This window comes from Pseudomonas sp. GW822-FHT03F08 (assembly GCF_058801265.1).
The window spans coordinates 299,955-325,427 of record NZ_JBXANC010000007.1 but is presented as its reverse complement, the minus strand read 5'-3'; the positions used below and the strand labels follow the sequence as shown (position 1 = coordinate 325,427).

The window sequence follows — 25,473 nt, the reverse complement described above, 5'->3', positions numbered from 1 at the left end:
TCAGTCCTTGGATTCGTAAATGCGGCGCACCAGGAAAACCGGCCGGCGCTTCGCTTCGATATAAGTGCGACCGAGGTACTCACCCAGCACGCCGATGCCGATCAGTTGCAAGCCGCCGAGAAAGGTCACCGCGACCATCAGCGAGGCATAACCGGGCATGTCGACACCATGGATCAGTGTGCGCACCACAATGAACATGGCAAAGGCAAACGACACCAGAGACACCATCGCTCCCAGGTACGTCCAGATCCGCAAGGGTTCGGTGCTGAAACTGGTGATGCCTTCGAGCGCGAAATTCCACAGCCGCCAGCCATTGAACTTGCTGTGCCCTGCCGCTCGCTCCGGGCGCTCGTATTCGACCTGGGTGGTACGAAACCCGACCCAAGCAAACAGACCTTTCATGAACCGCCGCGATTCCGGCAGCGTCAGCAGAGCGTCGACCACGCAACGATCCATCAACCGAAAATCGCCGACGTTTTCCGGCAATGTCTGTTCGGCAATCTTGTTGTGCAGGCGATAGAACCAACTGGCGGACGTCTGTTTGGCCCAGGAGTCATTGCGGCGGCTGATGCGGTGACCAAGCACCACTTCGTAACCTTCACGCCAACGCTCGATCATCTGCAGAATGACTTCGGGCGGGTCCTGCAGATCGACATCGATCGGCACCACGATCTGCCCCGTGGCAATCTGCAAGCCAGCGGAAAGTGCTGCCTCCTTGCCGAAGTTGCGGCTCAGATCGACGATACGTATCGTCGAATCGCTCTGCTGACAGCGCAGCAGGCGCTCCAGCGTCGTATCGGTGCTGCCGTCGTTGACGAACACCAGTTCAAGGCTGATCTGCGCCTCACGCTCGAACACCTGACGAATGCGCAGGAGAAAGCCGTCGAGGCTGTCCTCTTCATTGAATACGGGAACCACCAGCGACAACGTCACCGGCCCCGCGTGTTGCGTTCCATGCGAGTGGGTCAATGGACTGCTCTTTCTTATAGTGTTTGTCGGTCGCCGAACGAAATTCGACGCCATGAGCCGCACCGTATTAAGCAGCACCACTGAAGGTCATGCAAGGGTGAAAAAAGGCCGTACTCGCCAATCAGAAGGCCGATCCCGACGCTCTGCCCCGCGTGTCGCAGAAACATTAGCCAACGATTGGAAACACATCCCCGATAGCCAAATGACAAGGCTCCGCTAGGCTTGCGACCATGCGCCAAACAGGTTGTCGCAATATCCCATCGCATGGAGCGAACTGAATGTATTTCGAGATTTACAGGCAATCCAAGGGCACCCCGAGCACCGGCAAGGGCCAATGGCGCTGGCGCCTGCGGGCGGGAAACCATGAGACGGTTGCCAGTGGGGAGTCGTATGTGAACAAGGCGGATTGTCTGCACGTGATCGAGTTGATCAAGGGTGTGCAGGGGGATACGCCGGTCAAGGAGATTTGAGGGCTGGCTGACACCCCTGCAGAAACGAAAAAGCCCCGCGGAATTTCATCCACGGGGCTTTTCCGAGACTGACGCGAACACCCGTCTTCAGAATTTCTCGGGGATGTGCCGGAAGGGATAATCCGATTCCTTGTAGCCCCCTGGCTTCTGCCGCTTGGGCAACTCAACCTTCTCGCGCGAAACACTCTTGTACGGAATGCGGCTGAGGAGATCGGAGATGATGTTCAGGCGCGCTCGTCGCTTGTCGTTCGAATCGGCCACCAGCCAAGGTGCATATTCGGTATCGGTCGCCTTGATCATGTCGTCACGCGCCCGCGAATAGTCATACCAGCGGCTGTACGACTTGAGATCCATGGGCGACAGTTTCCAGATCTTTCGACCGTCCTTGATGCGCTCTTCCAGCCGGCGCGTCTGTTCTTCCTGACTGACGTTCAACCAGTACTTGAGCAGAATCACCCCGGAATCGACGATGGCATGCTCCACCAGGGGCACCGTCTTGAGAAACTTTTCGACCTGATTTTCGGTGCAAAACCCCATCACCCGCTCGACACCGGCGCGGTTGTACCAACTGCGATCGAAGATCACCACCTCACCGGCCGCCGGCAGATAAGGCAGGTAGCGCTGCAGATACATCTGGCTCTTCTCACGCTCGCTCGGGGCCGGTAATGCTACGACCCGAAAGACCCGCGGGCTGACCCGATCGGTAAGCGCCTTGATCGTCCCGCCCTTGCCCGCACCATCACGCCCTTCGAAAATCACGCAAACCTTGATGCCCTCGGCCCTCACCCATTCCTGCAGTTTGACGAGTTCAACGTGCAGTCGACGCAACTCCGCCAGATAGTCTTTGCTCGACAATTTCGGGCGATCCGCGGGGGTGTCTTTGGGCGAGTCTTTCTTCTTTCCCTTTGCCATGACCGAACCTCATGCATTGAAGGGGGTGACCGCCGGATGGCTGGCGGCCCATGAGCTGGAATGCAGGAGTTTAGTCAGTATTTTCAAAGCGTGAGCCGGGTCTCAAATCGTGTTACTGCGACGTTCGACGTAACCGTTGTAGTTCATCTCATTCATCGAGTTGCACCTTTTTGCTTGAAGGTTTGAGCATCATGCCGACAAGAATAATCAGGTGACTCAAAACGGGCTTGTAGGCAGAATCCGCGAGTTGCGTGTGAATGGGCAGTAGCTGGGGGTATAAGCCGGTGACTGCCTTATTGGCCTCCTCCGACGGGATATTCTCAAGACGTCGCTGCATATCAGCGGCCGGGCTTGGTAACCCGACGGAATTAAGCGCAACAGCATCTCCATGCAATTACGGTCGATATCCGTCCGTGCTTCTGTTTTATGGCGGCTGTGCGTGGGACGGCTTCGGCCGTGCCGGTTTCCTTGATTCCCCGGTTTACCAACCTGCGCATAGCTGCCACCCATTCGCTTGGTATCGGATGCGGCAGCTCTACAAATCAAGGAGTTATTTATGCACGACGCATCAGAAGAAAAAACCGCCGGAAACACTCCCTTCCTTTATTGCTCTGACAATCCGTTATTTCACGTCAGCGCCGGAGTGCCTGTCGGCCAGGCATTGGCTCAGGCTTCCGACCTACTGGCTCTCGCCAAGGCACTTGCAGAAGATGCGGCGTTCATTAGAGAAACGGACCGATATGCCTGGGCTGCGCACTTTTTGACGGAGATGGGTAAGGCGGTTGTTGATGATGTGATGAAGGCGGTTTCGCCGAGACCTGCCAAAACACTGAGCACAGAAAAATAACGATTACGTCACGCATCAATTTCCAGCAAAAACGAAAAAGCCCCGCTGCTGTTTCGACACGGAGCTTTTTCGATGCATACAGAGGAAAACGGAATCGAATCCAAGCTCCTCGCACAAAAATAAATACGTCCCCATTTCCCCTTTTCCAGCTCCATTTCCAGGATCAGCTTTTTCCTGCGGTCCTCTCCTGACGACCAAGAGAAATTGGACAGCTCAGTACGAGCTCTTGAAAATACTCGATGATTACTACTTGAAAGCTCCGAGTTATGGTCTAGCTTTAAATGAGTAATCAGCCAGTATCCAAGGAGCCTCAATGAACAGCGAAAATATTGGAAATGAGGAATGCGTGACGGTTTACACCTGTCGTGGAAAGAACAGAATCATTGCTGAGGGGGGTAGTCAGGCTTGGCGGATTGATATGGCAAAAGCATCGAAACACAGGTACATGATCTGTGTTCAAAACAGAAACCAGACATGGGGCCAAGCCACAGCAGATCACCAAACAGCATTTCTCATCGCCAAGATCTCAACAGTCGAAAAATCCCCTGTGGAGAAAGATGCCGACAGAGCGATCATTAGATTTTCCGAGTTCGCGGATTTGGCTGTTCCGAACTCATGGGATGGGAATAGAAACCCTGTCGCTTACCGAACTCTGTCCGATTTTGGCATAAACTCCAGCGATGACCTTGAAAACCTAAACTGGACCCGACTCGGTTCACACTTCAATCTCTGGGAAGACACCCCCACCCTAATACTTGGTGATGATTATGAAGCGGCGAAGCTTGATGACACGTCGAATCCGAAATTAACAGATCAAGATTCACTATCGATTGATGATGCCAAGAAAGGGCTGGCATTGAGGTTTGGCGTGAGTGTTGAGCAAATTGAGATCATCATCCGAGGGTGATTAGGCAAATGATGATTTTCAGCCTGAAAACAAAAAAGCCCCGCAGCTTCTCAGCTACGGGGCTTTTTCTATGTATGGCGGAGAGATAGGGATTCGAACCCTAGGTACCGGTGAAGGTACAACGGATTTCGAATCCGTCCCATTCGGCCACTCTGGCATCTCTCCAACGGCGCGCATCATAACAACACTTTTACCGAAAGCAAACCCTCTTTCGAAAATTTCTTCGTGCTATCAGATGCTTGCGTCGATTAAAGCGGTACGCCCAGACGGTTGGCGACTTCTTCGTAGGCTTCGATGACGTCACCGAGGCCCTGACGGAAGCGGTCCTTGTCCATCTTCTTCTTGGTGTCCTTGTCCCACAGACGGCAGCCGTCCGGGCTGAACTCGTCGCCCAGGACGATGGAGCCGTCGCTGAACACGCCGAATTCAAGCTTGAAGTCCACCAGCAGCAGGCCGGCGTCGTCGAACAGTTTGCTCAGGACTTCGTTGACCTTGAGCGACAGTTCTTTCATGCGCGCCAGTTGCTCGGCGGTGCCCCAGCCGAATGCCACGACGTGGGATTCGTTGATGAACGGGTCGCCCTTGGCGTCGTCCTTCAGGAACAGTTCGAAGGTGTAAGGGTTGAGCTTCAGGCCTTCTTCAACGCCCAGACGCTTGACCAGGCTGCCGGCGGCGTAGTTACGCACGACGCACTCGACCGGAATCATGTCGAGTTTTTTCACCAGAACTTCGTTGTCGGCCAGCAGTTTGTCGAACTGGGTCGGAATGCCGGCCGCTTCGAGTTTCTGCATGATGAAGGCGTTGAACTTGTTGTTCACCATGCCTTTGCGGTCGAGCTGCTCGATGCGCTTGCCGTCGAACGCCGAAGTGTCGTTGCGAAACAGCAGGATCAAGCGGTCAGCGTCGTCGGTCTTGTAAACCGATTTGGCTTTGCCGCGGTAGAGTTCTTCACGTTTTTCCATGATGGGCTCCGCTTGCTAAGTAGATGGGCTAGGCGATGTGGCGCCAGTCGAGCCCTGAATCTTGATCGGCCAGTTGCAGCCAGTCCGGGTCGCACCCGAGGGTGTCGACAAAACATTGCCGGGCCAGCTGCGGCAGGTTGTTCTTGCTGCTCAGATGGGCCAGGACCAGGTGTTGCAGGCCTTGCCAGCCCAACTCGGCCACCAGGAATGCCGCCTGATGGTTGTTCAAATGTCCCAGCTCGCCGCCCACCCGTTGCTTGAGAAAGTACGGGTAATGACCACGGGCCAGCATGTCGCGACAATGATTGGACTCGATCATCAACGCATCGAGGTCCCGATAACCGTCCAGCACCCGCTCACAGTATGAACCCAGGTCGGTCAACAGGCCGAAACGCCGCTCACCATCGCTGAATACATATTGAGTCGGTTCCTGTGCATCATGGGCCACGGCAATGACCCCGATGTCCAGAGCACCGATCTGCAGCTGCTCGCCGCCGGCCACGAAGCCTGCGGGTTCAATCGGTTTGCGCATCCCGCGCAGTGTGCCGCGACTGAGGTAGACCGGTAGATTGTAGCGCCGAGACAGTAAACCCACGCCATGCACGTGGTCGGCATGTTCGTGGGTTACGAGTATCGCGCTCAGTTGCGCCGGGTTCACACCCAGGCGCAGCAGGCGTTTTTCGGTTTCCCGCAGGGAAAAACCACAATCCACCAGCACATACGTATCAGCACTGGCGATCAGCGTGCCGTTCCCTTGGCTACCGCTGCCGAGAACGGCAAAACGCATTGGATCAGCCCAGGTTGTCCTGAATTACGCTCAACACTTTGCGGGCCACATCGGCCGGGGCAACGGTGTTGATGTTTTTCTCGACGGTGACCTGAACGTTGTCGCCAACCTTGCTCAGGCGAACCTGATAACGCTCGGCACGGGCTTCAACTTCTTCCTTGGTCGGCGCACTGCCGAACAGGCTGCTGAAGAAACCAGGCTTCTCGTCTTTCTTCTCGGCTTTTTCGGCCAGGTTGATGTAGTACAGGCCCAGGCTGCGGTTGATGTCTTCAACGCGCCACTGACCTTGCTCCAGCGCACGACCGACGCTCGACCAGGCACGATCCAGATCCGAACCGACGTTCAATACCGGGTTGCCGCTGCCGTCTTCGCTGAGGCTGACACGGCTCGGGGTATCGAAATCACGCGATGCCAGCATCGACACCGAACCGCCCTTCTCGGAGGTACGGCTCATGCTCGCGAGCATGTCGTCGACCAAGGCAGCGTCCAGGCCAGTGTTGACCGAACGGTTGGTGAAATCGACATTCGCGGTGCTGCCGGCAGGACGCTCGGCGCTGACCACGTAGATTTCACTGGTATTGCGCTGCACGCCCGGCTCGATGCGTACCCGCACGCGGGTTTCGCTGTCGGCACCGACGCCGGCGGCGCTCAGGCGCTTGGCCATGGCGGCGGACAGTTCGTCGGAATGCTGCCAGGTGGTGGTGAATTCGCCGGTTTGCGGACGCTGTTCATCCAGACGGAAACCGTTGTCCTGGAAGAACTGCACAGCCACTGGCCAGACTTCGGCCGGTGGATGCTGGCCCATGACCCAGCGCGAATCACCGCTCTTCTGCAGCGAGTAATCGCTGGCGTCGGCAATCGCCGACAGCGGCTGAGGACGCGGAACCACATATTCGCCGGTAGCGGTGTCGTCGGCTACGTTACGCGGGATCGGCAGCAGCGGATCCAGGCGCTTGGAGGTGCTGACATCCGGTGGCAATTGCATCGGTGCAGTCTGTTTCGCTTCCAGGTAGTCGCTACCACGGTCACGGAAATAACCTTCCGGGCCCCAGATCCATCCGCAGCCACTGGTGCTGGAGATAATCAAGGCAAGTGCGGAAAGTCCGGCCATTCGCTTCATGCGTTGTACTTCCTCAATTAAACCAGGACGCTGCACTGGCGCAGGGCCGAGCGCAACGTTTCATGACAAGGAGCGCTCAGCCAGGTCAGCGGCAGGCGGATGCCTTCGTGCATCAGGCCCATTTCGACCAAAGCCCACTTCACCGGAATCGGGTTGGCTTCGATGAACAGGTCCTTGTGCAGCGGCATCAGTTTTTCGTTGATGGCCCGTGCGGTCTCGGCGTCGCCCTTGAGCGCGGCCTCGCACAGGTCGGCCATTTCGCGCGGGGCGACGTTGGCGGTGACGGAGATATTGCCTTTGCCACCCAGCAGGATCAGCTCGACTGCGGTCGGATCATCGCCGGACAACACGATGAAGTCCTTGCTCACGCCGTCGAGGATTGCCTTGGCACGCTTCAGGTCGCCAGTGGCTTCCTTGATACCGATGATGTTCGGCACGGTGGACAGACGGATCACAGTCTCGGCCTGCATGTCGCAGGAAGTGCGGCCAGGCACGTTGTAGAGGATCTGCGGGATGTCGACCGCTTCGGCGATGTGCTTGAAGTGCTGGTACAGGCCTTCCTGGGTCGGCTTGTTGTAGTACGGGACTACCAGCAGGCAGGCATCGGCGCCGGCTGCCTTGGCGTTGCGGGTCAACTCGACGGCTTCACGGGTCGAATTGGCGCCGGTACCGGCGATGACCGGAATACGACCAGCCACCTGTTTGACCACGGCTTTGATGACGGCAATGTGTTCTTCTACATCAAGGGTTGCCGACTCGCCGGTTGTACCGACCGCGACAATGGCATGGGTGCCGTTCTTGAGATGGAAGTCCACGAGTTTGCTGAGGCTGTCCCAGTCAAGACGCCCTTGTGCATCCATGGGTGTGACCAGTGCCACCATACTGCCCGCAATCATGAAACCGCTCCTGCCGGAAAAAGAGAGCGGTAATGGTACTGGCGCCAAGATGCTTGCACAAGCGAAGTACTGCGCCGCCATTCCCCTTGGCGCCGCTTTTCGCTACCCTTCAGACTTTGATCGGTACTGATCAGCTTGTACGCCGGGTTCCAGCCCCCCGTTTCGGCCTCCCAGGCCCCGTTCCAGTGTCGCCGCCTTACGCTTCCTTATTATTGGAGCCGTAGCGATATACGAATCGGGCCTTCCGGACAGGTATGTCCCGGCACTCAACGCCCTCACCCTACCGACCGCTCATCGCTTTAGGAATGCTGCATGTCCACCCCCACAGTTCGCGAACAATTCCTTGTCGTCAGTGCCCTCGGCGCCAATCCCATGGAGCTGACCAACGTCCTGTGCCGCGCCAGCCATGAAAACCGCTGCGCGGTCGTCACCTCCCGCCTGACCCGTCACGGCGAGTGCAGCGCGCTGATCCTCGAGATCTCCGGCAGCTGGGACGCCCTGGCGCGCCTGGAAGGCAGCCTGCCGGGCCTGGCCAAGAAGCATGCTTTCACCGTAAATGTCGTGCGCAGTGCCGCCCTGGAAAACCGTCCTCAGGCCCTGCCGTACGTGGCTTACGTGTCCTCGGCCTATCGCCCGGACATCATCAACGAGCTGTGCCAGTTCTTCATGGATCACAACGTCGAGCTGGAAAACCTGACCTGCGATACCTATCAGGCTCCGCAGACCGGCGGCACCATGCTCAACGCCACGTTTACCGTGACCCTGCCGGCCGGCACTCAGATCAGTTGGCTGCGCGACCAGTTCCTGGACTTCGCCGATGCCATGAACCTGGACGCACTGATCGAACCGTGGCGCCCACAGAACCCAATGTAAGGAAGCTTTCATGGCCGTAGCTATCGATCAACCGGTTGCCGATTTCGAAGCGCCCGCCACCAGCGGGCAGACCGTCAGCCTTTCGGCCCTCAAGGGCAAGCAAGTGGTGATCTACTTCTACCCGAAGGACAGCACCCCGGGCTGCACCACCGAAGGTCAGGGCTTTCGTGATCAGTACGCGGCGTTCAAGGCTGCCAACACGGAAATCTTCGGCATCTCCCGCGACAGCCTGAAGTCCCACGAGAACTTCAAGTGCAAGCAGGAGTTTCCGTTCGAGCTGATCAGCGACAAGGACGAAGCCGTCTGCCAGCTGTTCGACGTGATCAAACTGAAAAAGCTCTACGGCAAGGAATACCTGGGCGTTGATCGCAGCACGTTCCTGATCGACAAAAATGGCGTACTGCGCCAGGAATGGCGCGGCGTGAAGGTGCCGGGCCACGTTGATGCAGTTTTGGCTGCTGCTCAGGCGCTGAACAAGGCCTGATCCTTTCGGCGCCCTTGCGGGCGCCGAATCGCTTTCAGAGTAGCGGCGCCACCACCGGCTCCTTGCGCGGCCACGCATCCAGCACAGCCTTGAACAGCGTCGCCAGCGGAATCGCGAAGAACACACCCCAGAAACCCCACAACCCGCCGAACAACAGCACCGCGCAGATGATCGCCACCGGGTGCAAGTTGACCGCTTCGGAAAACAGCAACGGCACCAGCACGTTGCCGTCCAGCGTCTGGATGATCCCGTAGACCGCCATCAAATAGATGAACTGATCGCTCCAGCCCCACTGGAACAGCGCAATCAACATCACCGGCACAGTCACCACCACCGCCCCGACATACGGCACCACCACCGACACGCCCACCAGTAACGCCAGCAGCGCCGCGTAGTTCAGCCCGAGGGCGACGAAGGCGATGTAGGTCACCCCGCCACAGATCACGATCTCGATGACCTTGCCACGAATGTAGTTGGCGATCTGTCGGTTCATTTCCTCGGCAACCCGGGTGATCAGCGCCCGCTCACGCGGCAAATAGCCGCGCACCCACTCGCCGATCATCACCCGATCCTTGAGGAAGAAGAACACCAGGATCGGCACCAGGACCAGGTAAATCATGATGTTCACCAGCAGCGGCAGGCTCGACAACGAGAACGTCAGCGCCCACTGGCCGAATTTGCCGATCTCGCCGCGCGCGGCTTCGATGGCTTGCAGCACCTGTTCGTCGGACACCAGATGCGGATAGCGCTCCGGCAGCAGCAACAGCAGCGATTGCCACTTGGCGAGCATGCCGGGCAACTCATTGAACAGTGTGATCAATTGATGCCAGAGCAGCGGCAGTACGACGACGATGAACAGCATCAGCACGCCCATGAACAGCGCAAACACCAGCCCCACAGCTGCGCCACCGGGCATGCGCAGACGCTCCAAGGTAACCACCAGCCCCTGCATCAGGTACGCCAGCACCATCCCCGCCAGCACGGGCGCGAGCATTCCACCAAGGGTAAGCACGGCGGTGAAGGCGAGAAACAACAGCACCGCCAGCACCACGGCTTCCTCATCGGAAAAGTAGCGCTGAATCCAGTCGCGTAACACTTTGAACATCAATAATCCTTAGGTCTTTTACGCTGTCGGTTTCAGGCTTTTTTCAACCAGTAACGGTAGACGCCCGCCTCGTCTTCTTCACGCAGCAGCGTATGACCGGCCAACCGGGCAAAGGTGCGGAAGTCGCGTTGCGAGCCGGCGTCAGTGGCGATCACCTTGAGTACCGCGCCGCTGGGCAGCTTGTTCAATTCCATCTTGGCCTTGAGCAACGGCAACGGGCAATTCAGGCCGCTGGCGTCCAGTTCACAGTCATGGGCTACAGCGTCGGTCATGCGTTACTCCGGTTCAGAGGGTCAGGCTGCCTAGAATATCTGGTCGCAAGCCCGGTGTCCGGCTACAGTAAGGTCTTTGTCGACTAAGGCTTTGTGCATGACATTTTTGCGCCCTACCCTGCTGACGCTCGCTTGCCTGCTCGCCTCACCGGGCTTTGCCGACGACCTGCCGTCACTCGGTGACGCCAGTTCTGCCATCGTCTCGCCACAACAGGAATACCAACTGGGCCGCGCGTGGTTGGCGCTGCTGCGCAGCCAGGTTTCACAGCTCAACGATCCACAGCTCAAGGACTACGTCGAGTCCAGCGTCTATAAACTGGTGGAAACCAGCCAGGTCAACGACCGACGCCTGGAATTCATCCTGATCAACAGCCCGCAACTCAACGCCTTCGCGGCACCGGGCGGGATTGTCGGGGTCAACGGCGGCCTGTTCCTCAATGCCCAGACCGAAGGTGAATATGCCTCGGTACTGGCTCACGAACTGGCTCACTTGTCCCAACGTCACTTCGCCCGAGGCGTCGAGGCGTCCCAGCGGATGCAGGTGCCGATGATGGCCGCGTTGCTGGCCGGGATCGTCATTGCGGCCGCCGGTGGTGGCGAGGCCGGGATCGCGACCATCGCCGGCACCCAGGCGGCGGCGATCCAGTCGCAACGGACCTTCTCGCGCCAGAACGAACAGGAAGCCGACCGCATCGGCATTCTCAACCTGGAGAAGGCCGGCTACGACCCGCGCTCCATGCCGACCATGTTCGAACGCCTGATGCGCCAGTACCGCTACGACGCCAAGCCGCCAGAATTCCTGCTGACTCACCCGGTGACCGAATCGCGGATCGCCGACACCCGCAACCGTGCCGAGCAAGCCAAACCCGGCGGCATTGAAGACAGCATGCGCTATCAACTGATACGCGCGCGGGTGCAACTGATCTACGAGGAAACCCCGGGGTTGGGCGCGAAGCGTTTCCGTGCACAGCTGGATGAAAACCCGAAAAACGACGTGGCTCGTTATGGTCTGGCGATTGCCCAGATCAAGGGTGGCCAGTTGAATGAGGCGCGGGAGAATCTCAAGCAACTGCTGGAGAGATCGCCAAACGAGATCATTTTCAATCTCGCGCAGGTCGATCTGGATATCACCAACAATCGCCTGGCGGAGGCGCAGTCGCGGGTCGACCGCATGCTGACGCAGTATCCGGGCAACTACCCGTTGAATCAGGTGCGAGTCGATCTGTTACTGAAACAGAACCGCACCGCCGATGCGGAAAAAGCCCTCGAAGGTCTGCTCAAATCACGCCCGGACGATCCGGACGTCTGGTATCAGGTGGCTGAAACGCGCGGTCTGTCAGGCAATATCATCGGCCTACATCAAGCTCGCGCCGAGTACTTCGCGCTGGTTGGCGACTATCGCCAGGCCATCCAGCAACTGGACTTCGCCAAACGCAAGGCTGGCAGCAACTTCCCGCTTTCGTCGCGTATCGATGCGCGTCAGCGCGAGCTGATGGAGCAGGAACGCATGATCAAGGACATGATGGGATAAGCCTGATCCAGGAAAAACGCCGGACACAAAAAAACCGCCTCTTTCGAGGCGGTTTTCTTTTACTCAACCGCTATTGAATCATTCAGCCAGCTTGAACGTGATGAAGCTGGCACGACCCTGACGCAGAACCCGCATCGACACGGAGCGATTCTTCGGCAGTGCCTTGGCGATCTCGGAGAACTCCTTGGCCGAACCAATGGCCTGGTTGTTCAGGTGAGTGATGATATCGCCTGGCTGCAGGCCGATCAGGGCGGCAGGACCGTCCTGCACCTCCTTGATCACCACACCACCCTTGAGGTCGTAGGTTTTCTTCTGCTCGGCAGACAGCTCAGCGACCGAAACACCCAGACGATTGCTGTTGGTCTCGACACCAGACTTCGGCAGGGCATCCAGCTCCTTGTCTTCGTCAGGAATCGCGCCGACGGTCAGCTCGACATTCTTGCGCTTGCCTTCACGAATCACTTCCAGGTTGGCCTTGGCGCCAGCCTTCAGCGCGCCGACCAGATGAGGAAGGTCAGCGGACATGACGATCGGCTGACCGTTCATGCTCAGGATCACGTCGCCCACTTGCAGCCCGCCCTTGGCAGCCGGACCGTCATCCTGGATCTGCGCCACCAGCGCACCGGCCGGTTTTTCCAGACCGAACGACTCGGCCAGATCCTTGTTCACTTCCTGAATGACCACACCCAGCCAGCCACGGCTGACCTTGCCACCGCTTTTCAGCTGGTTGGATACGTCCATGGCAACGTCGATCGGAATGGCGAACGAAACGCCCATGAAGCCACCGGAACGGGTGTAGATCTGCGAGTTGATCCCCACCACTTCACCGTTCAGGTTGAACAGCGGACCACCGGAGTTGCCCGGGTTGATCGGCACGTCGGTCTGAATGAACGGCACATAGTTTTCGTTTGGCAGGCTGCGGCCAACGGCGCTGACGATGCCTTGGGTCACCGTGTGATCGAAGCCGAACGGCGAGCCGATCGCCACGACCCACTGGCCTGCTTTCAGATCCTGGGATTTGCCGAGTTTGAGTACTGGCAGATCCTTGCCTTCGATTTTCAGCAGGGCCACGTCGGAGCGTGGGTCGGTGCCGATCAGCTTGGCTTTCATTTCACTGCGATCCGCCAGACGAACGAGGATTTCGTCGGCGTCGGCAATCACGTGGTTGTTGGTCAGGATGTAGCCATCCGGCGAGATGATGAAGCCCGAACCCAACGATTGCGCTTCACGCTGGCGATCACCACGCGGAGAACGTTGTTGTGGCGGCATGCCCCGCTCGAAGAACTCGCGCAGCATCGGCGGCAAGCCTTCCAGGTCCGGCATCTGCTGGTTCACTTTGCGATCCGGCAGCTTTTGCGTGGTACTGATGTTCACCACCGCAGGCGAGGCCTGTTCGACCAACTGGGTGAAATCCGGCAGGTTGGCCGGGCTGGCCGCTTCAGCCGCCTGGGCTGCAGGAACAGCCTGACCGAGCACCAGCACGGTGGCGACGATGGAGAGATAAGACTTCAAGCTTGGTATCGACATACAGCTCCCGTTACGACGAGCAGGGTTAAGCGATATGGAGCAAGGAACACCGGGAACTACAGGCCGGCATTTTTGTTCCGGGAACAACAAAACAAGGCCAGAGCCGTGAGGCTCTGACCTATAAAAAATTTTCGGATTATTTGCAAATGAAAATGCTCAGCAAACATTTCACGTCTCGAAAACGAGGTGGAAACAGCTGGAATCAGCTCACTGCTTGCTGGTTGCAGCGCCATCATTGCGTATCGACAAGGCAATCCGCTCAGCGGTGCCGATTGGAATCTCGCCGACAACCGTCACCATCACTTCACCTTGAGGCGTGGTCAAGCGACGGGATACGGCAACGGTAGGGCCCAACTGAGTCCGGGTATCGGTGACGGTTGCACCGTTCAGCGGCTCGAGGAATACAGAGAAACGCGCCAGACCATCGTCATACAGCAGGCTGTTGACCTGCGTCTTGGTCTCGGGATCCTTGTGCGAAGAACTGCTGGTGAGCTCAAAGCCAGGAGGCAGCCAGTCAGAGCGCCAGACCTGAGCGGTCTTGACGGCAGAAGCCTTGTCGCCTTCAAGGTTCACAGGCTTGCAATCGGAATCGGCCTGGAGATCCTTGTCGGACGGAACCTCAGAGGTCTCCAGTCGAGTGAACTGGAACCTTTCAAGCAACTGCCCGTTGTCGTTGAGCAGCAACGACTTGAGCGGCAACCCCGTTTCCTTGTCCAGATGCAGCTCGAATCCATAGCGATGCTGATCGCGCGGCGTCAGCGACACGATCACCGCCTCACGCCCGGCCACACGCGACTTGCCGATGACGGCAAGGTCATACCAATTTTTCAGCTTTTGAGGATCAAGAGGACGAGCGGCAGAGTTGGGAGAGTCCCCCAGTCCCGCAATCAGGGTGCCGCTGACGCATTGAGTATGCCCATCAACGCGCACGACTTCCTGAGCCGAGCCGTCGAGCTGAAGCAAACGCTCGCGGACCTGACCATTCTGGACACGATGCCAGATGTTATGGGTAGAGAAACTACCGTTACGCTCGTAAACGAATGTGCCGTGAAAGCTTTGCTGCTGCTCGGCCTGGCCCAGACGGGTCAGCCAGTCCTGGGCCTCGTCGGCGTGGGCTGGAACGATGAACCAGCCACTGAGCAGAAGCGAAAGTAGAGGTATGGCGCGCATGATCCTCCTTAACGGTTTTCCAAGCTTGCTGCACGCGCGTAAGGCAATGCGCTTTCAGTACCTTTCAGCGCAGCTTGTTGAGCGTGTTGGCGCAGGTAACCTGGTAGACGCTGATCGTGCCAGCCTGGCTGGCCTTGCAGCACACCATTGGCCATAGGGCCGGTGGCTTCCGAACTCTCATTGTAGCCTGCCAATACAGCCGGGCCTTTGACTTGAGGAACGGCCAATGCAGGCTGATTGGATTGCTGCGCCAGTTCAACACCGGCAATTTCGTCGTGGTTATACAGACGAACACCCGCCAGAACGGCAACGGTCACCGAGGCTGCAACGGCCAGACGACCCAGGCTGCGCCATGGACCGCGGGACACTTTGGCTGGAGTGGCTTCGTCTTCCAGCGCAGCAGACACTGCCGCAGCGAGATCCAGGCGTGGAAGCAGCAGATCCTTGTGCATGGCTGCCCGAGCGATCTGATAACGAGCCCAGGTTTCACGGGTTTCAACATCGTCCAGTGCATTGAGCACCCGACGCAATTCCAGTTCGTCCGCTTCGTTATCCATCACTGCGGACAGCGATTCCTGCAGGGCTTCACGACTCATGGCGTTCCTCTCTTGGCTGTCGCCGCTGTCTTTAGTTTTCCTGCAACAACGGCTGCAGGGCTTTATCGATGGCCTCCCGGGCGCGGAAAATCCGGGAGCGCACGGTACCAACCGGACATTGCATGACGCTCGCGATGTCCTCGTAACTCAGACCGTCGAATTCGCGCAAAGTTAAAGCCGTGCGCAAATCCTCTGGCAGTTGCTGAATGGTTCGATGGACGGTGCCTTCGATCTCATCCCGCAGCAATGCGCGTTCAGGAGATTCGAGATCCTTCAGGCCGTGATCGCCGTCATAGAACTCTGCATCTTCAGAACTGACATCGCTATCCGGCGGCCGGCGGCCGCGTGAAACCAGATAGTTTTTCGCCGTGTTGATGGCGATGCGGTAAAGCCACGTATAAAACGCACTGTCTCCGCGGAAATTTCCTAGTGCCCGGTAAGCCTTGATAAAGGCTTCTTGAGCAACATCCTGGGCTTCATGGGTGTCGTGCACGAAACGCACGATCAACCCGAGAATTTTGTGTTGATACTTCAACACGAGCAGATCGAAAGCTCGCTTGTCACCGCGCTGAACGCGCTCGACCAGCTGCTGATCCTCTTCCTGGGTTAGCATGAACACTCCTCGATAAACTCGGAGGAAGCTTGCATGACTAAACGACCGGACTTGCAAACATAGACTCGGGCTTTTCGCAAAAGTTCTCCCCCTCCAAGCAAGTTTCCTGCGGGCTCTGATTTGGCACGCACGAAAAACGCAGCGCGGGATAAACCGGCTGCGCGAATAATCTTTTAATCGGCTCGCCGGCTAGAACCCAACCGCAGGTTCCGCATTGAAGCCGACACTGTCCCTTGTTTCGGGCAACTGTCTATTGATCTTGGGCCTCTGGCAAAAGTTCCAAATATTTATAGACGCGCCACGCCGACATTGGGCAACCGTGAGCGGAAAAAGCGTGTTTCATCTGCGATACAGTCGCTTTTTCCCAAAACCGGCGAAAAAAACATCCGACAAAGCGTCCGTATTTTTCCGTCACGGTAGTTTCACAATGCCATATCGGCCCGGCTATTGTGCCGCCCCACCCCTCTATATACTAGTGGGCTGTGTGGCTGTCTCGACTCGCCCATCCGCCTGTCTTGCGCCAACCCCGACCCGGGTCGCTTTGAGCGGAATCCTGAAATGAGCCAACAGTTTCAACACGATGTTCTGGTGATTGGCAGCGGCGCTGCCGGTTTGAGTCTCGCGCTGACCCTGCCCGGTCACTTGCGCATCGCCGTATTGAGCAAGGGCGATCTCGCCAACGGTTCGACCTATTGGGCCCAGGGTGGCGTCGCGGCCGTGCTGGATGACACCGACACTGTCGAATCCCACGTCGACGACACGCTCAATGCCGGTGGCGGCCTGTGCCATGAAGACGCGGTACGTTTCACTGTCGAGCACAGCAAAGAGGCGATCCAGTGGCTGATTGACCAGGGCGTGCCGTTCACCCGAGATGAGCAGTCCGGCACAGAAGATGGCGGCTTCGAGTTCCATCTCACCCGCGAAGGCGGCCACAGCCACCGCCGCATCATTCACGCCGCCGATGCCACCGGTGCTGCGATCTTCACAACCTTGCTGACCCAAGCCAAACAACGCCCGAACATCGAGCTGCTGGAACAGCGCGTCGCCGTCGATCTGATCACCGAACGACGCCTGGGACTGGACGGCGACCGCTGCCTCGGCGCCTACGTGCTCAACCGCAAGACCGGCGAAGTCGACACCTACGGCGCCCGGTTCGTGATTCTGGCTTCTGGCGGCGCCGCCAAGGTCTACCTCTATACCAGCAACCCCGACGGCGCCTGTGGTGATGGCATCGCCATGGCCTGGCGTTCGGGCTGCCGGGTGGCGAACCTGGAGTTCAATCAGTTCCACCCCACTTGCCTGTATCACCCGCAGGCCAAGAGTTTCCTGATCACCGAAGCCCTGCGCGGCGAAGGCGCGCATTTGAAACTGCCGAACGGCGAGCGCTTCATGCAGCGTTTCGACCCGCGCGCCGAACTGGCACCACGGGACATCGTCGCCCGGGCCATCGACCATGAGATGAAGCGTCTGGGCGTCGATTGCGTCTATCTCGACATCAGCCACAAACCCGAAGCCTTCATCAAATCGCACTTCCCGACGGTTTACGAGCGCTGCCTCGGATTCGGCATCGACATCACCAAGCAACCGATCCCGGTCGTCCCGGCGGCGCACTACACCTGCGGCGGCGTCATGGTGGACCAACAGGGTCGCACCGACGTGCCCGGGCTGTACGCCATCGGCGAAACCAGCTTCACCGGCCTGCACGGCGCCAACCGCATGGCCAGCAACTCGCTGCTGGAATGCTTCGTTTATGCCCGTTCCGCAGCCGCTGACATTCTCGAACAACTGTCCGACATCGCCATCCCTCGCGCCCTGCCCGCCTGGGATGCAAGCCAGGTGACCGATTCCGACGAAGACGTGATCATCGCGCACAACTGGGACGAGCTACGGCGCTTCATGTGGGACTACGTCGGCATCGTGCGTACCAACAAACGCCTGCAACGCGCACAACATCGCGTGCGTCTGTTGCTGGACGAAATCGACGAGTTCTACAGCAACTATAAAGTCAGTCGCGACCTGATCGAGCTGCGCAACCTGGCGCAAGTGGCGGAATTGATGATCCGCTCAGCCATGGAGCGCAAAGAGAGCCGAGGCCTGCATTACACCCTCGACTACCCGGATCTGCTGCCCGAAGCCCTCGACACTATTCTGGTGCCGCCCACCTACGCCGGCTGAACTTGAGGCGTACCCGCAGGCGTCGGTGCAAATCCGCCGCCTGCGAGTCCCGGGGCACGCAGATCGACCTGACCCGCCACTCCCCACGCAATCGAAAGCGCAAAACCACGATCAATGGCAGCGCCAGGCTGTCCGGGCGCAACTGCACCGGCTGCCAGCCATCGGCCTGATTCCACAACTGCCAGCCATCGGCGTCACGACGCAATCCACAGAATGCATCGGGATGACTCAACAGAATCTGGCGGGGCAACACCCAGGCAGCGTGGCTCAGACAGGCTACCGCACCGAGCAGACTGACCCAGAAAGGCAGGACAAGCAGAAACAGAGCGCACAGGGAGAACGCCTGGGCCAGGAGATACGCCGCCAGCAATTGCCGTGAGGCCTGCCAGCGGCATTCGAACGTGTTACTTGGGCTGGACACGATCCAGAATCATGCGAACCATGCGTTGCAGCTCGGGGTCTTCAGACTCGCTGCGCTCCATGAACCAGCCGAACATGTCCTGATCCTCGCACTCGAGCAGGCGGACATACAGCGCGCGATCCACCTCGTTCAGATTCGCGTAGACCTCTTTCACGAACGGCACCAGCAGCACGTCAAGCTCAAGCATGCCGCGACGGCTGTGCCAAAAGAGGCGATTCAGTTCAACTTGTTCGACCATGGAGCCCTCCTCAAATAGGCGGCAAGTATACAGGCCCGACACGGGGCGAACAGTCGGCTTTGGTCGGGCACCACCGATCCTTTATGAACTACCCATTTCAACACCACCCCCTTATGATGTGCCCCAGTCTATTTACCCTGCGATGACCCATGGCCGATTCTGCTTTTTTCTGCACCCTGTCTCATGAAGGCGTTCTCGCGGTTCGCGGCGCGGATGCCGGCAAATTCCTGCAAGGCCAGCTGACCTGCAACATCAATTACTTGAGTGATACCCAGGCCAGCCTCGGTGCCCGCTGCACGCAGAAAGGCCGGATGCAGTCGAGCTTCCGCATCGTGCTTGAAGGCGACGGCGTGCTGCTGGCCATGGCCGGCGAGCTGCTGGAGCCGCAACTGGCGGATCTGAAAAAGTACGCGGTGTTCTCCAAATCGAAACTGACCGACGAAAGCGCCTCCTGGGTGCGCTTCGGCCTCGATCATGGCGATGCTGCCCTGAGCAGCCTGGGTCTGGAACTGCCGGCAGAAACCGACAGCGTGGCCCGCCACGAAGGCCTGATCGCCATTCGCGTCTCCCCGAACCGTGCCGAACTCTGGGTGCCGACCGATCAGGCCGACAGCATCAAAGGCAAGCTGTCCGCACAACTGAGCGAAGGCGAACTCAATCAATGGCTGCTGGGCCAGATCCGCGCCGGTATCGGTCAAGTCATGCCGAGCACCCGCGAGCTGTTCATCCCGCAGATGCTCAACCTGCAAGCCGTCGGCGGCGTGAGCTTCAAGAAAGGCTGCTACACCGGCCAGGAAATCGTCGCGCGCATGCAATACCTGGGCAAGCTCAAGCGTCGCCTGTACCGCGTGCAACTGGACGCCAGCGAACTGCCGGAGCCGGGCACCCCGCTGTTCGCCCCGAGCCACGGCAGCTCCATCGGCGAAGTGGTGCTGGCCGCCCGTACCGAAAAGAATATTGAACTGCTGGCGGTGTTGCAGGCCGAAGCTGCCGAAGCGGGCGATTTGCATCTGGGCACGGCCGAAGGTCCGGCGCTGCACTTGCTCGACCTGCCTTACGAACTGGATCGCGACCGCGAAATCCAGCGTTGATCGCAGTATTTGTGCAACACCCTAGAGAAACGACATGAGTGAGCTGGCGGATAAGGTCCAACAGGATTTGGTTGAGGCCATCGATAACGATGACCTGGTTCTGCCAACGTTACCGGAAGTGGCCCTGCAGATTCGCAAGGCCGCTGAAGACCCGGATATCAGCGTCAGCGACCTGAGCAAAGTGATCGGCCGTGACACGGCGCTGTCGGCGCGCCTGATCAAAGTGGTCAACAGCCCGTTGTTGCGCGCGACCCAGGAAGTCACCGACCTGCACACCGCGATCACCCGGCTGGGCGTCAATTACAGCAGCAATCTGGCGATCGGTCTGGTGATGGAGCAGATCTTCCACGCCCGCTCCGACGTGGTCGAACAGAAGATGCGCGAAGTCTGGCGCAAGAGCCTGGAAATCGCCGGGGTCAGCTACGCACTGTGCCGCCGCTATACCCAGCTCAAGCCTGACCAGGCCGCGCTGGGCGGACTGGTGCACCAGATCGGTGTGCTGCCAATCCTGACCTATGCCGAAGACCACTACGAATTGCTGTCCGACCCGGTCAGCCTCAACCATGTGATCGACCACATTCATCCGCTGCTGGGCGACAAATTGCTGCGGGTCTGGGAATTCCCCGAGCGGCTGGTGGAGTTGCCGGGGCTGTATCAGGATCTGAAACGCGATTCGTCGCAGATCGATTACGTGGATCTGGTGCAAGTGGCCAGCCTGTATTGCCACAAGGACACTGACCATCCCCTCGCCCGCATCGACCCTTTCAGTGTGCCGGCCTTCCGCAAACTGGGGATCGATCCGGACAACAAAGTGCTGTGTGCCGACCTGGAAGAATCGCGGTCGATGTTTTACTGATCCTTAGCCGGCAATAAAGCTCACCCGCACCTTCAACCCCGCCTGCTCGCCATCGTGCAGCGTGATCTGCGCCAGATGCGCGCGGCAGATTTCCCCGACAATCGCCAGCCCCAGCCCGGAACCGGCGACCTGCTGGTTGCGTCGGTAGAAACGCTCGAACACCCGGTCACGCTCATCCTGCGGAATGCCCGGACCGTCGTCTTCAACCTCCAGCACTGCCGGCGACAGCACCCGCAAGATCACGTTACCGCCCGACGGCGTGTGCGCCAGCGCGTTGTCCACCAGATTGCTCAGCAGTTCGTTGAGCAATGTCGGCTCGCCGCGCAGCCAGACCGGTTCGTCCGCTTCCAGCGCCAACGCCACGCCGCGAGCATGGGCCAGCGGCGCCATGGCCATGCCCAGCTCCCGGGCCAATTGGCTCAGATCAAGCAACTGCGCGCCGCCTTCGGCAATCGCCCTGGCGCCGTTCTCCACCCGTGCCAGTGATAGCAATTGGTTGGCCAGATGGGTCAGGCGATCCGTGCTTTGCGCCGATGATTCCAGCGTGTCGCGCCAGGTCTGCGGCTCGTTTGAGCGCAGGCCCAACTCAAGTCGCGCCTTGAGCGCCGCCAGAGGCGTGCGCAGTTCGTGGGCCGCATCGGCGATGAATTGCGCCTGACGCTCGAACTGCCCGCGCAAACGCTCGGTGAAGTGATTGAGCGCCCGCACCAACGGCCACAATTCGTGCTGCACCTCCACCAGCGGCAAGGGCCGCAGATCGTCGGGCTGACGCTCTTCGACCGCGGTGCGCAAACGCTCGATCGGCCGCAACGCCGCGCTGACCGCAAACCACACCAGCAACAATGCGCCAATCGCCAACATGCCCAATCGCAGCAAGGTGTCGGCCGCCAGACTGCGGGCCATGCTGACGCGTGCTTCGTCGGTTTCGGCGACACGGATTTCCGCCATGCCGTTCATGTTCGGCTCGGTCACGGCTTTCAACAGACTGACGACGCGCACGTTCTGGCCCTGATACGTGGCGTTGTAAAAACGCGCGAGCGCCGGGTAGCTGTCGGTTCTCGGCGTCCCCGGTGGTGGGCCTGGCAGGTTTTCGTAACCAGAAATCAGCTTCTGATGGATGTCGTTGACCTGGTAATAGATGCGCCCCGCGCTGTCGTAGGCGAAGGTGTCGAGTGCCACATAAGGGACGTCGGCACTGAGGCTGCCGTCTCGCTGCGAGAGGCCAGCGGCGATGGTCCGCGCCGACGCCAGCAAGGTGCGGTCATAAGCAGTGTCGGCGGCTTCGCGTCCGTTCCAGTAAGCGCTCAGGCCGCTGGCCAGCATCAACACCACCAGCAACAGCGCGAGGTTCCACAACAACCGCCAGCGCAGGCTGCTGGGCTTATGCATCACGGCTTTCCAGCAAGTAGCCAAGACCGCGGAAGGTCACGATGGCCACCGGTTGGCCGTCGAGTTTCTTGCGCAGGCGATGCACGTAGATTTCGATGGCGTCGGGGCTGGCCTCTTCGTCGAGACCGAACACTTGCGACGCCAGTTGCTCCTTGCTCATCACCCGGCCCGGGCGCGCGATCAGCGCTTCAAGCACCGCTTGCTCGCGGGAGGTCAGCGTCAGCAGTTCTTCGCCGAGGGTGAAGCGCCGGGTATCCAGATCGTAAGCCAGCACCCCACAACGCTGCTGCCGTTCGCCGCCGAGCACACTGCGGCGCAGCAGGGCTTTGACCCGCGCCTCAAGCTCGGTCAGTTCAAACGGTTTGGCCAGATAATCGTCGGCCCCGAGATTGAGCCCATGGACCCGATCCTTGACGTCGCTGCGGGCCGTGAGCATCAGCACCGGCAGGTTCTTGCCCCGGGCCCGCAGACGCGCCAGCACTTCAAATCCGTCCATGCGCGGCAGGCCGACATCGAGGATCGCCATCGCGTACTCCTCGCTGCCCAAGGCCAGGTCAGCGGCCACGCCATCGTGCAACACGTCCACGGTCAGACCGGTGCTCTTGAGCGCCTGGGCGACACTTTCGGCCAGTGGCAAATGGTCTTCGACGAGCAGAACACGCATGGATCTCTACCTCATTCAGGGATGGCCGACGCCATTCTTTGCCGCGGAGTTTACAGCCGCAACCGCCGCTGTGAAGCCCGAAATCCGGGAAAGTCAGCTGAAAGGTTAGCGAAAGGTTAGGCCGTTAGAGTCGGCCCACGGACAGTTCCGACTGCCGTCGCTGATGCCACACAGCGATAAGAAAAACGCCTCGAAGCGTTTTCAACCAATAAGAACAATAAACGGAGTACACCTCGCATGCCGTCCTTGCAGACCAAGGCTCTTACGCCTGTTCGTCCTTCCCGTTTCAGCCACACCGCCCTTGCCAGTGCCGCCGCCCTCGCCGGTTTCGCGCCGATGAGCTACGCCGATTTCATCGAAGACAGTTCCGCCACCTTCGAAACCCGCAACATGTATTTCAACCGCGACTTTCGCGACGGCACCAGCGCCCAACAGTCCAAGCGCGACGAATGGGCACAGGGTTTCATGCTCAATCTGCAATCGGGCTACACCGACGGCACCGTGGGGTTTGGTGTCGATGCGTTGGGGATGTTGGGGGTCAAGCTCGATTCGAGCCCGGACCGCACCGGCACCGGCCTGCTGCCGACCCACGATGACGGGCGCGCGGCGGACGAATACTCCAAGGTCGGCCTGACCGGCAAAGTGAAGATCTCCGCCACCGAACTGAAGATCGGCAGCCTGATTCCGGAACTGCCGATCCTCAAGCCAAACGACGGGCGCATCCTGCCGCAGACCTTCGAGGGCGGCTTGCTGACCTCCAAAGAGATCAAGAACCTGACCTTCACCGGCGGGCGCCTGGACAAGGCCAAGGACCGCGACAGCACCGATTTCGAGGACATTGCCCTCAACAACAAGAACGGCCGTTTTGCTGGCACCGTTGCCGGCAAGCACTTCGATTTTGCCGGCGTGGACTACAAGTTCACCGACAAGATCACCGGCAGTTACCACTTCGCGCAACTCGACGAAGTCTACAACCAGCACTTCTTCGGACTGGTCGCTTCGCGGCCGATGGGCCCGGGCACTTTCGCCACCGACCTGCGCTTCGCCGTCAGTGACGATCAGGGTGCTGCCCGCGGTGGCGAGATCGACAACCGCTCGCTCAACGGTCTGGTCAGCTATGCCCTGAGCGGCCACAAGTTCACCGCCGGTTATCAGCACATGTCCGGCGACAGCGCGTTCCCGTATGTCGATGGCAGCGACCCGTATCTGGTCAACTTCGTACAGATCAACGACTTCGCCGGCGCCGAAGAACGCTCCTGGCAGGCGCGCTACGACTTCGACTTCGCCAGACTCGGCATCCCCGGCCTGAGCTTCATGAGCCGCTACTTGAGCGGTGACAACATCAAGCTCAAGAACGGTGACGAAGGCAAAGAGTGGGAGCGCAACACCGAGATCAAATATGTAGTACAAAGCGGCGCCTTGAAGGACGTTGCCGTGCGTTTGCGTAATGCCACTTACCGTTCCAACTACTCCGCTCGCGATGCCGATGAAGTGCGTCTGCTGGTGAGCTATAGCGTTGCCCTTTGGTAATTCAGTACGTCCATAACAACAACTCCCAAGGAGACATAGATGAACTTATCACTGCGTAAAGTTGCTCTAGCCGCTGGCGTCATGCTGTTCGCCGGCCAACTGATGGCCGAACCCAAGCGCCCGGAATGCATCGCCCCGGCCTCCCCCGGCGGCGGTTTCGACCTGACCTGCAAACTGGCGCAAAGCGCGCTGGTCAACGAAAAACTGCTGACCAAACCGATGCGCGTGACCTACATGCCCGGCGGTGTCGGCGCGGTGGCGTACAACGCGGTGGTGGCCCAGCGTCCGGCGGATGCGGGCACGCTGGTGGCGTGGTCCAGCGGTTCGCTGTTGAACCTGGCGCAAGGCAAGTTCGGCCGTTTCGATGAAAGCAACGTGCGCTGGCTGGCGGCGGTCGGCACCAGTTACGGTGCCATCGCGGTGAAAAGCGATTCGCCCTACAAGAACCTCGACGATCTGGTACAGGCGCTGAAGAAAGATCCGAGCAAAGTGGTGATCGGTTCCGGCGGCACCGTTGGTAGCCAGGACTGGATGCAGACAGCGTTGATCGCAAAAGCCGCCGGGATCAACCCGCGCGACTTGCGCTACGTCGCCCTCGAAGGTGGCGGCGAGATTGCCACCGCCCTGCTCGGTGGCCACATCCAGGTTGGCAGCACCGACATCTCCGACTCCATGCCGCACATCCAGAGCGGTGACATGCGCCTGCTGGCAGTCTTCGCCGAAAACCGCCTCGACGAGCCGGAAATGAAAGGCATCCCGACCGCCAGGGAACAAGGCTACGACATCGTCTGGCCGGTGGTGCGCGGTTTCTACCTCGGGCCGAAAGTCAGCGACGAAGACTACGCCTGGTGGAAGGACGCCTTCGACAAACTGCTGGCCTCCGAAGACTTCGCCAAGCTGCGCGATCAGCGTGAACTGTTCCCGTTCGCCATGACCGGCCCGGAGCTGGACACCTACGTGAAGAAGCAAGTCGCGGACTACAAAGTGCTGGCCAAAGAGTTCGGCCTGATCCAGTGATCGTCTCTGTCTAGCGGCCACGGCCTCGCGCATCGAGGCCGTGGCCCAGGA

Annotated in this window: 28 protein-coding genes and 1 tRNA gene; 11 read left to right on the top strand and 18 right to left on the bottom strand. The window is 59.3% G+C overall.

Going from position 1 to position 25,473, the window contains the following annotated elements; translation table 11 throughout:
- Positions 1-969: a glycosyltransferase family 2 protein gene (locus AC1RME_RS19835; protein ID WP_096819398.1), complete on the bottom strand. Its 969-nt coding sequence runs from the start codon at positions 967-969 to the stop codon at positions 1-3.
- Positions 970-1,247: 278 nt separating this feature from the next.
- Here AC1RME_RS19835 and AC1RME_RS19830 point away from each other — a divergent pair, with 278 nt between their 5' ends.
- Entirely contained in the window at positions 1,248-1,439 is a 192-nt protein-coding gene (locus AC1RME_RS19830) for a YegP family protein (RefSeq protein WP_064383113.1), read from the top strand.
- An 87-nt stretch (positions 1,440-1,526) separates the two neighbouring features.
- On the opposite strand, the gene ppk2 is transcribed toward AC1RME_RS19830, so the two are convergent.
- Positions 1,527-2,351, bottom strand: a complete 825-nt coding sequence (gene ppk2, locus AC1RME_RS19825; RefSeq protein WP_493091650.1) for a polyphosphate kinase 2 — start codon at positions 2,349-2,351, stop codon at positions 1,527-1,529.
- Between the two features lie 148 nt (positions 2,352-2,499).
- Complete coding sequence (locus AC1RME_RS19820; protein WP_096819401.1) at positions 2,500-2,688, bottom strand: hypothetical protein; 189 nt, start codon at positions 2,686-2,688, stop codon at positions 2,500-2,502.
- Between the two features lie 219 nt (positions 2,689-2,907).
- On the opposite strand from AC1RME_RS19820, the gene AC1RME_RS19815 reads away from it, so the two are divergent.
- A complete protein-coding gene (locus AC1RME_RS19815) occupies positions 2,908-3,198 on the top strand; it encodes a DUF3077 domain-containing protein (protein ID WP_096819402.1) in 291 nt (96 codons plus the stop codon).
- Between the two features lie 313 nt (positions 3,199-3,511).
- Positions 3,512-4,105, top strand: a complete 594-nt coding sequence (locus AC1RME_RS19810) for a hypothetical protein (RefSeq protein WP_096819403.1) — start codon at positions 3,512-3,514, stop codon at positions 4,103-4,105.
- 75 nt (positions 4,106-4,180) lie between these two features.
- On the opposite strand, the gene AC1RME_RS19805 is transcribed toward AC1RME_RS19810, so the two are convergent.
- The 5 genes from AC1RME_RS19805 to dapA form a co-directional block, all read right to left on the bottom strand.
- Positions 4,181-4,270: transfer RNA gene (locus AC1RME_RS19805), tRNA-Ser, on the bottom strand.
- A gap of 83 nt (positions 4,271-4,353) precedes the next feature.
- Positions 4,354-5,067: a phosphoribosylaminoimidazolesuccinocarboxamide synthase gene (gene purC, locus AC1RME_RS19800; RefSeq protein WP_025110658.1), complete on the bottom strand. Its 714-nt coding sequence runs from the start codon at positions 5,065-5,067 to the stop codon at positions 4,354-4,356.
- A gap of 28 nt (positions 5,068-5,095) precedes the next feature.
- Entirely contained in the window at positions 5,096-5,854 is a 759-nt protein-coding gene (locus tag AC1RME_RS19795; protein ID WP_096819404.1) for an MBL fold metallo-hydrolase, read from the bottom strand.
- A 4-nt stretch (positions 5,855-5,858) separates the two neighbouring features.
- A complete protein-coding gene (bamC, locus tag AC1RME_RS19790; protein ID WP_096819405.1) occupies positions 5,859-6,974 on the bottom strand; it encodes an NlpB/DapX family lipoprotein in 1,116 nt (371 codons plus the stop codon).
- Between the two features lie 17 nt (positions 6,975-6,991).
- Entirely contained in the window at positions 6,992-7,870 is an 879-nt protein-coding gene (gene dapA, locus AC1RME_RS19785) for a 4-hydroxy-tetrahydrodipicolinate synthase (protein WP_096819406.1), read from the bottom strand.
- 312 nt (positions 7,871-8,182) lie between these two features.
- On the opposite strand from dapA, the gene AC1RME_RS19780 reads away from it, so the two are divergent.
- Positions 8,183-8,743 (top strand): glycine cleavage system transcriptional repressor, encoded by a 561-nt coding sequence (locus AC1RME_RS19780; protein WP_096819408.1) that lies wholly within the window; start codon positions 8,183-8,185, stop codon positions 8,741-8,743.
- A gap of 10 nt (positions 8,744-8,753) precedes the next feature.
- Positions 8,754-9,227: a peroxiredoxin gene (locus tag AC1RME_RS19775; protein ID WP_096819409.1), complete on the top strand. Its 474-nt coding sequence runs from the start codon at positions 8,754-8,756 to the stop codon at positions 9,225-9,227.
- Positions 9,228-9,261: 34 nt separating this feature from the next.
- Here the strand turns inward: AC1RME_RS19775 and AC1RME_RS19770 are convergent, their stop codons facing one another.
- Both AC1RME_RS19770 and AC1RME_RS19765 read right to left on the bottom strand, forming a co-directional pair.
- On the bottom strand, positions 9,262-10,332 hold the full coding sequence (locus AC1RME_RS19770) for an AI-2E family transporter (RefSeq protein WP_096819410.1): 1,071 nt from the start codon (positions 10,330-10,332) through the stop codon (positions 9,262-9,264).
- Positions 10,333-10,364: 32 nt separating this feature from the next.
- Positions 10,365-10,604, bottom strand: a complete 240-nt coding sequence (locus AC1RME_RS19765; RefSeq protein WP_007963279.1) for a sulfurtransferase TusA family protein — start codon at positions 10,602-10,604, stop codon at positions 10,365-10,367.
- Between the two features lie 97 nt (positions 10,605-10,701).
- Between AC1RME_RS19765 and AC1RME_RS19760 the strand changes: the two genes are divergently transcribed.
- Positions 10,702-12,135 (top strand): M48 family metalloprotease, encoded by a 1,434-nt coding sequence (locus AC1RME_RS19760; RefSeq protein ID WP_096819411.1) that lies wholly within the window; start codon positions 10,702-10,704, stop codon positions 12,133-12,135.
- Between the two features lie 78 nt (positions 12,136-12,213).
- Here AC1RME_RS19760 and AC1RME_RS19755 read toward each other — a convergent pair whose 3' ends face one another.
- From AC1RME_RS19755 to rpoE, 4 genes are all read right to left on the bottom strand, one after another.
- Positions 12,214-13,662 (bottom strand): DegQ family serine endoprotease, encoded by a 1,449-nt coding sequence (locus AC1RME_RS19755; protein ID WP_102622210.1) that lies wholly within the window; start codon positions 13,660-13,662, stop codon positions 12,214-12,216.
- A gap of 207 nt (positions 13,663-13,869) precedes the next feature.
- Positions 13,870-14,832, bottom strand: coding sequence for a MucB/RseB C-terminal domain-containing protein (locus AC1RME_RS19750; protein WP_096819413.1), 963 nt, complete (start codon positions 14,830-14,832; stop codon positions 13,870-13,872).
- An 8-nt stretch (positions 14,833-14,840) separates the two neighbouring features.
- On the bottom strand, positions 14,841-15,428 hold the full coding sequence (locus tag AC1RME_RS19745) for a sigma-E factor negative regulatory protein (RefSeq protein WP_096819414.1): 588 nt from the start codon (positions 15,426-15,428) through the stop codon (positions 14,841-14,843).
- 31 nt (positions 15,429-15,459) lie between these two features.
- Positions 15,460-16,041, bottom strand: a complete 582-nt coding sequence (gene rpoE, locus AC1RME_RS19740) for an RNA polymerase sigma factor RpoE/AlgU (protein WP_003172477.1) — start codon at positions 16,039-16,041, stop codon at positions 15,460-15,462.
- A gap of 558 nt (positions 16,042-16,599) precedes the next feature.
- Here rpoE and nadB point away from each other — a divergent pair.
- Positions 16,600-18,216, top strand: a complete 1,617-nt coding sequence (gene nadB / locus AC1RME_RS19735) for an L-aspartate oxidase (protein WP_493091649.1) — start codon at positions 16,600-16,602, stop codon at positions 18,214-18,216.
- Here nadB and AC1RME_RS19730 read toward each other — a convergent pair.
- Together AC1RME_RS19730 and AC1RME_RS19725 are read right to left on the bottom strand one after the other, a co-directional pair.
- A complete protein-coding gene (locus tag AC1RME_RS19730; RefSeq protein ID WP_493091648.1) occupies positions 18,185-18,637 on the bottom strand; it encodes a protein YgfX in 453 nt (150 codons plus the stop codon). The genes nadB and AC1RME_RS19730 overlap by 32 nt on opposite strands.
- Positions 18,621-18,875 (bottom strand): FAD assembly factor SdhE, encoded by a 255-nt coding sequence (locus tag AC1RME_RS19725; protein ID WP_007957989.1) that lies wholly within the window; start codon positions 18,873-18,875, stop codon positions 18,621-18,623. Before AC1RME_RS19725 ends, AC1RME_RS19730 begins: the two co-directional genes overlap by 17 nt.
- A gap of 149 nt (positions 18,876-19,024) precedes the next feature.
- Here AC1RME_RS19725 and ygfZ point away from each other — a divergent pair, with 149 nt between their 5' ends.
- Complete coding sequence (gene ygfZ, locus AC1RME_RS19720; protein WP_493091647.1) at positions 19,025-19,966, top strand: CAF17-like 4Fe-4S cluster assembly/insertion protein YgfZ; 942 nt, start codon at positions 19,025-19,027, stop codon at positions 19,964-19,966.
- A gap of 34 nt (positions 19,967-20,000) precedes the next feature.
- Entirely contained in the window at positions 20,001-20,822 is an 822-nt protein-coding gene (locus AC1RME_RS19715; RefSeq protein WP_096819418.1) for an HDOD domain-containing protein, read from the top strand.
- Between the two features lie 3 nt (positions 20,823-20,825).
- Here AC1RME_RS19715 and AC1RME_RS19710 read toward each other — a convergent pair whose 3' ends face one another.
- Together AC1RME_RS19710 and AC1RME_RS19705 are read right to left on the bottom strand one after the other, a co-directional pair.
- Positions 20,826-22,211 (bottom strand): sensor histidine kinase, encoded by a 1,386-nt coding sequence (locus AC1RME_RS19710; RefSeq protein ID WP_096819419.1) that lies wholly within the window; start codon positions 22,209-22,211, stop codon positions 20,826-20,828.
- Positions 22,204-22,875, bottom strand: coding sequence for a response regulator (locus AC1RME_RS19705; RefSeq protein ID WP_102622206.1), 672 nt, complete (start codon positions 22,873-22,875; stop codon positions 22,204-22,206). Before AC1RME_RS19705 ends, AC1RME_RS19710 begins: the two co-directional genes overlap by 8 nt.
- Positions 22,876-23,112: 237 nt before the next feature.
- On the opposite strand from AC1RME_RS19705, the gene AC1RME_RS19700 reads away from it, so the two are divergent.
- Both AC1RME_RS19700 and AC1RME_RS19695 read left to right on the top strand, forming a co-directional pair.
- Positions 23,113-24,405: an OprD family porin gene (locus AC1RME_RS19700; protein ID WP_096819421.1), complete on the top strand. Its 1,293-nt coding sequence runs from the start codon at positions 23,113-23,115 to the stop codon at positions 24,403-24,405.
- A gap of 39 nt (positions 24,406-24,444) precedes the next feature.
- Positions 24,445-25,422: a Bug family tripartite tricarboxylate transporter substrate binding protein gene (locus AC1RME_RS19695; RefSeq protein WP_096819422.1), complete on the top strand. Its 978-nt coding sequence runs from the start codon at positions 24,445-24,447 to the stop codon at positions 25,420-25,422.
- Positions 25,423-25,473 lie beyond the last annotated feature (51 nt).